The 7590-nt window shown below is 72.2% G+C and carries 7 protein-coding genes; 1 reads left to right on the forward strand and 6 read right to left on the reverse strand.

The window, feature by feature from the left end; genetic code table 11:
- Positions 1–298: 298 nt before the first annotated feature.
- Complete coding sequence (locus ACK5F2_RS05875) at positions 299–2074, forward strand: autotransporter domain-containing protein (RefSeq protein WP_409863455.1); 1776 nt, start codon at positions 299–301, stop codon at positions 2072–2074.
- 57 nt (positions 2075–2131) lie between these two features.
- Here the strand turns inward: ACK5F2_RS05875 and ACK5F2_RS05880 are convergent, their stop codons facing one another.
- The 6 genes from ACK5F2_RS05880 to ACK5F2_RS05905 form a co-directional block, all read right to left on the reverse strand.
- A complete protein-coding gene (locus tag ACK5F2_RS05880; protein ID WP_409863456.1) occupies positions 2132–2734 on the reverse strand; it encodes a histidine phosphatase family protein in 603 nt (200 codons plus the stop codon).
- A gap of 64 nt (positions 2735–2798) precedes the next feature.
- A complete protein-coding gene (locus tag ACK5F2_RS05885; protein WP_409863457.1) occupies positions 2799–3335 on the reverse strand; it encodes a chorismate--pyruvate lyase family protein in 537 nt (178 codons plus the stop codon).
- Positions 3336–3345: 10 nt separating this feature from the next.
- On the reverse strand, positions 3346–4173 hold the full coding sequence (proC, locus tag ACK5F2_RS05890; RefSeq protein ID WP_409863458.1) for a pyrroline-5-carboxylate reductase: 828 nt from the start codon (positions 4171–4173) through the stop codon (positions 3346–3348).
- Between the two features lie 25 nt (positions 4174–4198).
- A complete protein-coding gene (locus ACK5F2_RS05895; protein ID WP_409863459.1) occupies positions 4199–4912 on the reverse strand; it encodes a general secretion pathway protein GspB in 714 nt (237 codons plus the stop codon).
- Between the two features lie 2 nt (positions 4913–4914).
- Positions 4915–6651, reverse strand: a complete 1737-nt coding sequence (locus ACK5F2_RS05900; RefSeq protein WP_409863460.1) for an ExeA family protein — start codon at positions 6649–6651, stop codon at positions 4915–4917.
- A 48-nt stretch (positions 6652–6699) separates the two neighbouring features.
- Positions 6700–6942, reverse strand: coding sequence for a DUF3297 family protein (locus ACK5F2_RS05905; RefSeq protein ID WP_133601831.1), 243 nt, complete (start codon positions 6940–6942; stop codon positions 6700–6702).
- Between the last annotated feature and the right edge of the window lie 648 nt (positions 6943–7590).

A 7590-nucleotide genomic window follows, 5' to 3' on the forward strand; every position in this document is an offset into this window, starting at 1 on the left:
CACCGGCTCGGGCCAGGTGCTGCTGGGCAGTCGCAGCCTGCTGCTCAGCCAGGCCAGCGGCGATTTCGCCGGCAGCCTCAGCGGCAGCGCCGGCTAGCAGCTGCAGGCCGGCAGCTGGACGCTCAGCGGCAGCCCGGCGCACAGCGGTGCCACCCAGGTCGCCGCCGGCGCCAGCCTGGCCCTGAAAAGCGGCGCCAGCCTGGCCAGCAGCAGTGGCCTGCAGCTGGACGGCAGCCTGGACCTCAGCGCGCTCACCGGCAGCAGCAGCACGCTGCGCACGCTCACCGGCTCGGGCCAGGTGCTGCTGGGCAGTCGCAACCTGCTGCTCAGCCAGGCCAGCGGCGAGTTCGCCGGCAGCCTCAGCGGCAGCGGTGGCTTGCAGCTGCAGGCCGGCAGTTGGACGCTCAGCGGGGAAGCCCGTCACAGCGGTCCCAGCGAGATTGCCGGCGGGGCAACACTCCGTCTCGATGGCAGCCTGGCCTCCGCCTTGCACGTGAACTCGGGCGGCAGCCTGACGGGACGAGGCCTGCTGCAAGGGCCTGTGAGCCTGAGCCCCGGTGCCCGGCTGGCCCCAGGCAACTCGCCCGGGGTGCTGCGCGCGACACAGGCCATCAGCCTGTCGCCCGGGGCTCGCCTGGAGATGGATCTCAACGGCCCGACACCGGGCGACGGCGCGGGCTTTCACGACCAGCTCAGGCTCAGCGGTGCGGCCGGCCGCTTTGCCCCTCGGGGCGCCACCCTGAGCCTGCGCCTGAGCGATATCGACGGCCTGCCCGCCAATACCGCCCTTTATCAGCACCGCCCTGGTGAGCGCCTGCGCTTGGTGAGCGCCGAAGGCGGGCTGGACGGCAGCCGCTTTGCACGGCTGGAGCGGCCCGCTGGGCTGGCGCCCGGCAGCCGGCTGCGCCTGCGTTACGACGATGTGGCGGGTTGGATAGACCTGCAGGTGCTGCACAGCAGTTTTCTGCCGCTGGCCGACAAGCTGAATGCGCGGGCCAGCGCCCAGGCCCTGGAGCAACTCCTGGAGCTGGAGAGCGCGGGCCAGCCACTCACAGCCCCAGCCACCCAGCTGCTCGACGCCGTGCAGGCCTTGCCCGCGGCCAGCTTGCCAGCGCGCCTGCTGGCGCTCAGCGGCGAGCTGCAGGCCGCCCTGGCGGCCGCCCAGGGTTTGCAGGCCGAGGATGCCGTCCGGACCCTGAGTCGACGTCTGTCACCCGGCCCCTGGTCCGCGCCAAGGCAAGAGCCCTGGGTGGAACTGCAGGCGGCCGAAACCCGCTGGCGCGAGGACGCCGTGGCCTCAGGCATCGTCGGATCGCGCCAGCAGCTCACCCTGGGCATGGACTTGCTGCAGGCGCCGAGCTGGCGCCTGGGCCTGGCGGGCAGCTACGCCAGCACCCAGCTGAGCGTGCAGGCGCCGGCAGGTGGGCGAGCCCGACTGCAGCAAGGCCTGGGCCTGGTCTACGGCGCCTGGACCTCCGGCCCCTGGCAGCTGGACTTGATGGGCGGGCTGGGGCGCGGCCAGCAGCGCAGCGAACGCGCGGAACCGCTGGGCGAGGTGAGCGTCCAGGGTCTGCGCAGCGAGCTGAGCACGCGAAACCGGCTGCTGGCCGCCGGTCTGAGCCACCATCTGGGCGAACAGGCCCTGGGACGGATCAGCCCTTTTCTGCGGCTGAGCTGGCAGCAGGGCCGTCGTGCTGCGGGCGCGGAAGCCCCCGGAGCGCAGGCCGCGGCCCAGCGCCTGCAGGCCCTGGCGGTGCAAGGAGGCCGCGCCGAGTTCGGCCTCCAGCTGGATTCCGCAGACCCCGACCCTTGGCGCAGCGCGCAGACCTACCAGGCGCGTCTGGGGCTGGGGCGGGACTTCGGCGCCCTGCTGCAACCGGTGATCCAGGCCGAGCTGGCGGGTGCGGCACTGGCGGTGCGCAGCCCGCAGCTGGGCACCGGCTTTGCCCAGGCCAGTCTGGCCGGCACCTGGCGCCTGAGCGCGCGCAGCTACGCCCAGGCCAGTCTCGGCGGCCAATGGCGCCAGGGTCGTCAGGACCTGAGAGCCTCGCTGGGCTTCTTCATCGGACTCTGAGGGGGCCGCGCCACCCTGCGCCAGGATGGACGGCACGCCCGGCCACGATCCCAGCAACTACCCCTGCCATCGCGCCAGCACCCGGGGCCCGGTGGCCGCGTCCCAGCCCAGCACCAGTCCCTCGCCGGATGCGGTGTTCACCCCCAGCAGATCGCTGAGCACGAACATATGCGTGACCCAGACCTCGAAGCGGCCGGGCTGCTGCACGGCCGCCGCCAGGGCCTGGCGCAGCTCGGCCAAGGCGCTGGCCTGAGTTTGCTCGCTGGCGCCATGGGGTGAGGCCAGGGCCGACCAGGCCTCGGCGCGGCCGAAGGCCAGCTCGGCCGTGTCCCTGCCGCGGCGCCCGGGGCTGCTGCGCACCCGGGCCGGGCTCCGGCCGGCCGCGCGCAAGCGCTGTCCCCGCGCGCGGGCCTGGGCCCTGCCCTGTTCGCTCAGATTGCGCTGGGTGCTGCAGTCGCCCAGCCTGAAGCCGGGCGGATCCAAGGTGCCGGGCGCCAGGGCATGGCGCAGGGCGAGCACCACCCCGCCGCGCCGCAGCAGGGCCAGGGCCTCGGGCTCGGCCGCCGCGGCCGGGGCAAGCAGGCCGGGCAGACCGGTGGCCAGCGCCAATCGCAGCAGCCGGCGGCGATCGGGCGCCGACGGCGATGTGTTCGAGGGCATGCTGCTCTTTCGGGCAGGGGATTGCGATTCCTCATCATGCCCGGCCCGCAATGCCGGCACCGGCTCAAGGTTTTGGCGGACGGCTCCCGCCCAGACCGGGCGCAAACAGTTCCATCACCCGCAGCCGAGCCCCATGGCGGGTGAAGACCGAGTTGCGCGACCAGAGCATCTGGCTGGACGGCGCCACGCCGGTGGCGGCCTCCCACTGCCGCGCCATCTGGCGCCAGGTATGGCCGTGGCGCGCCAAGCGCCGCGGCTGCAGCTCGCTGCGCGCCACACGCGGATCGGCGTAGAGCAGATGACCCAGGGGCTTGGAACCCAGGCCCTTGAGCGCCTTCCAGGGGCCGGCCAGGGCCGCCACGTGCAGGGCAGAGCGGGCCCAGACCAGGGGCTGACCGTCCACATGCAGGATGACCTCGCGCACCACGGTGCAGCCGCGCCGCGGCAGGCCCAGGGCACGCCGCTCGGCCGCCCGCAGCGGCGCCACGGTCTGGCGCAGGACCTGGACCTGATAGCGCTCGCCCAGGGCCGCCAGGCGGCGGCTCAGAGACCCCGGCGCGCGCAACCAGGCGCGCAGACCGGCACGGCTCGCAATTCCCATGGTCGGTGCTTCAGCGTCCGAATTCCTCGCCCAGCTCCCGGGCCCGGCGCTCGGCCGCCAGCACGGCGCGACGGATGGCCGCGTCCACCCCCTCGGCCTGCAGGCTGCTGATGGCGGCATGGGTGGTGCCGCCCTTGGACGTCACCTTCTCGCGCAGCTGGGTGGGCGATTCGCCGGACTGCAAGCCCAGGGCCGCCGCACCGGCACAGGTGGCAAAGGCCAGCTGGCGCCCCTGCTCGGCGCTCAGCCCCAGCTCCTGGGCGGCCTGCATCATGGCCTCGACCATGAAGAAGAAGTAGGCCGGTCCCGAACCCGAGAGCGCGGTCACCGCGTCGATCTGCGACTCCTGCGCCAGCCACAGCAGGGCCCCGGTGGGTGCCAGCACCTGCTCCACCAGCTGTCGGTCGCCGGCCGAGACCGCGGCGCGGGCATACAGTCCCGTCATACCCTGCCCGATCAGGGCCGGGGTGTTGGGCATGGCCCGCACCACGCGCTCACTGCCGCTGGCTTGCGCCAGGGCCGCACTGGGAATGCCCGCCATGACCGAGAGCTGCAGCGCATGGGCCAGGCACCCCGCCAGCGGTGCGGCGGCCTCCTTGAAGAGCTGCGGCTTGACGGCCCAGACCACCAGCTCGACCTGCGCCAGACCGGCCGCGCCCAGGGCCGCCGCGTCCGCGCAGGCTTGCAGGCCGAAGTCCTGGGCCAGGCGCTGGCGCTGAGCCTCCCAGGGCTCCAGCACCAGCAGGGAGTCCAGCGGGCGGCCGGCTCGCAGCAGGCCGCCGATGATGGCGCTGGCCATATTGCCGCCGCCAATGAATGCAATGCGAGAAGTGCTCATCGTGCCTTGAGTGTAGGAGGGCTGTTCAGTAGTCCAGGCGCAGGCGCTGGCCCTTGTAGCTCAGCACCGCGCTGCGCAGCTGGATCTGCTCCAGGCGCAGACCCGGGGCGATCTGGTCGCCCTCGCGATAGACCTGGCCGTTGAGGATGAGCATGCGGTGGGCCGGCGTGGGCGAATGCATGGCGCCACCCACCTGCAGCGAGGGCAGCTCGGCGCGCAGTGCGGGGCTCAGCTCGGCCAGGGCCGGTGCCTGTGTCGAGGCCGCAGCAAGCAGGGCCGCCGAGGCTGCCGGTGCAGCCGGCCGCGGCCCGACAGCGTCGGCCCGGGCGGTGGGCGGCAAGGCGGCGGGCGGCGGCGGAAGCGGCCAGGGCGCGCTCGCTGAGCGCATCTCGGTTTCTGGCAAGGCCGCTTGGGCCGGAGCCACCGGCAGCACCGAAGGGCGGACCTCGGGCATCGGCTGGGCCGGCACCTGCGCACGAGGCGGAGTTGGTGGAAGAGGCTGAAGAGGCGGCGCCGTCACGGCAGCCGGCTGCTGCCAGAACCAGAAGGCCGCGGCAGCCCCCAGCAGCAGAGGCAGTCCCAGGCCCAGCAACCACCAGCGCCGGCCGGGCCGGGCCGCCTGGGCGCCCGCGGCCTCGGGGCCGCCCTGGCCGCTCCAGGCCTGGCTGTGCAGACGCGGCACCTGGCCCCGTTCACGTTCTGACTCGGCGCGCCGCAGCGCCTCAAGAATGTAGGACATGGCTAGGAGGGCTGATGAGGGTCCAGACGCGGCTCATTCAGGCCCACGGCACGGTTGAGCTGCATCAGGGTGACGGGACTGGGACGCCCGTCGCTGCGCAGGCCCTGGCTGCGCTGGAAGCTGGCGAGCCGCTTGCGCAAGGCGGCGTCGAAGCGCGCGCGCGACTGCGCCTCTGTCTGGGTCAGGGGCGTTTGTTCAAAGACCTGGGCCAGCTGCTGATCCAGCCAGCCCAGACCGGCCTCGCTCAGACCGCGGCCCGAATAGCCGCCCGGCGGGCTGCGCCACAGGGTCAGGAATTCGCCGCGCCAAAGCCGGCTCAGCTGCAGCAGGTCCAGGCGCTGGACCCGGCCGTCGGGCAGACGCAGCCGGGCCTGGCGGCCATCCAGTCCCACCAAAAGCGCATGCACCGGCGCGGCGCCCTGATCCGGGGGCTGCAGGCGCAGCAGGGCCGGCCGGTCCAGCAGGCGCAGCTGAGCCAGGCCCTCCGTGCTGCGGAAGCACTGCAGCGGGGTCTCGGTCGCGGGAGCCGCATCGGCCCGGGCCTTGAGCGCCTGGCAGGGGTCGGAGCGGGCCGCCAGGGCCTCGGCCTCCGCCAGCCCCCAGAACCTCGCCAGCGCGGCCCAGGCTTGGCGCTCGTCCTTGAGCCCCAGCTCGTCGGGCGGCAACTCGACTGAGACGCTCGATTCGAGAGCCTGCGCCGGCTCACTGGCTGCCGCGGAAGCCGGGGCCGAGGCCGCTTCGGCCACCGAAGCCGGCACGGCGGAGGCGCTGGCAGCCACGGGCGCGGGCTGCGCAGACGGTTGGGACCAGGGCAGGCGCTCGCCCAGGCCCAGCACGGCGGCGGTGGCCAGCGCGGCCAGCCCCAGCCCCCCACCCAGCAGCAGGGCGCTGCGGCGTGGTGCGGCGGGTGCCGCAGCCGGCGGCCCCCCAAAGACCTCGGCCGCGGCGCGGCGCACGGTGCGCGCATCCACCTTGGCCCGCCCCTGGGCATAGGCGCCCAGCAGGGCGCGGTCGCACAGCAGATTGATGCGCCGCGGCACGCCGCGGCTCAGGCGGTGAATCAGCTTGAGCGCACGCGCGTCGAAAGGCAGGGCCGCCTCGGCCCCACCGGCCACAGCCAGGCGGTGGCGCACGTACTGCGCACTCTCCTCGGCGCTGAGTGCGCCCAGGTGGTAGCGGGCGATCACGCGCTGGGCCAGCTGCTCCAGCTCGGGCCGGGCCAGCATGGTGCGCAGCTCTGGCTGGCCGATCAGGATGATCTGCAAGAGCTTGCGTTCGCTGGTTTCCAGATTGGTCAGCAGGCGCAGCTGCTCCAGCACCTCGGGGGCCAGGTTTTGCGCCTCGTCGATGATGAGCACACAGCTGCGGCCCTGGGCATGGGCCTGCAACAGAAAACGGTTGAGCCGGTCGACCAGGTCCTTGAGCGAGGGCACGCTCTGCGCCGGCAGCTCGATATGGAACTCCTCGCACACGGTGCGCAGCAGCTCGCGCACCGTGAGGCGGGGATTGAAGATGTAGGCGATGTCGCAGGTGTCGGGCACCTGCTCCAGGAAACAACGGCAGACCGTGGTCTTGCCGGCACCGATCTCGCCCGTCAGCAGCACGAAGCCGCCACCGCCCGAGAGCCCGTAGAGCAGATGCGCCAGGGCTTCACGGTGGCGCTCGCTCATGAAGAGGTAGCGCGGATCCGGCGCGATCGAGAAAGGCTCGTGGCGCAGGCCGAAGAAGGCGGCGTACATGCGGGACGCGCGGAGGGTGATTCGGCTGCGGGGGGGCGGCTTGCTGGCTTACTTGTAGAAAGCCTCGACCTTGCCCTTGAGCTTCATCAGCAGGGGGCGGCCCTTGCGGTCCACCGTGCGGCCGGCCGGCACCTTGATCCAGCCTTCGCTGACGCAGTACTCCTCCACGTCGAAGCGCTCCTTGCCATTGAAGAAGATGCCGATGTCGTGCTCGAAGACCGCTGCCACATGGTGGGGGCTGCGCGGGTCGATGGAGAGGTGGTCGGGCAATGCGGGCTTGTTGTCACTCATAGAGGTATCTCAAGGGTCTTTTGCTCACGCTATTGTCCCAGAGGACAGGGCCCCACCGCTGCTCACAAGGAAACGCCGGGCCGCCCCAAGTTTCCTTGACCCCCACGGGGGGCGGGCTGGGCGAAGCCCGGCCCTGGGGGTGCTCAGGAGCTTTCGCCTCTGCGCTGGCCAGTCCGGACAAACGCCATTCGTCGCTCACTGCGCGTCGCGCTATCCTCCGCCACGAATACAGGGAGCAGGGAGGATGCACCCGCATGTGCTCAAGGTTTATGGAGCGCCCAGACGGTTCAGCAATGGGGCGGGGCAAGTCATGACGGTTGCAGAGGTTCTTCAGAACGCCAAGCCGAGTTCATTGATGCTTGCCGCGCTCACGATTGCTGCTTTCGCAGCGAGTACCTCGGCCCATTCATGCAGCGCGCCCAGGCTCGCGCCGCTACCGACACATGGCGAGGGCGGCAGCACGGAGCTACGCTGGGAGCCTGTGTCCGGAGCCAGCGCCTATCTGCTGTGGGCGCAATGGCGCGTACCGGAGGCCGAAGTCATGAACACCCTGGAGCTCAGCACCGAGCAGCCGCAATTCGTGCTGCCGGCCAGCCCCGCGCCTGAGCGGCTGCTGAAGCTGCAGGTTGAGCTGATCAGCCTGTGCGC

This window comes from Roseateles sp., assembly GCF_046300915.1.
GTDB lineage: Bacteria > Pseudomonadota > Gammaproteobacteria > Burkholderiales > Burkholderiaceae_C > Kinneretia.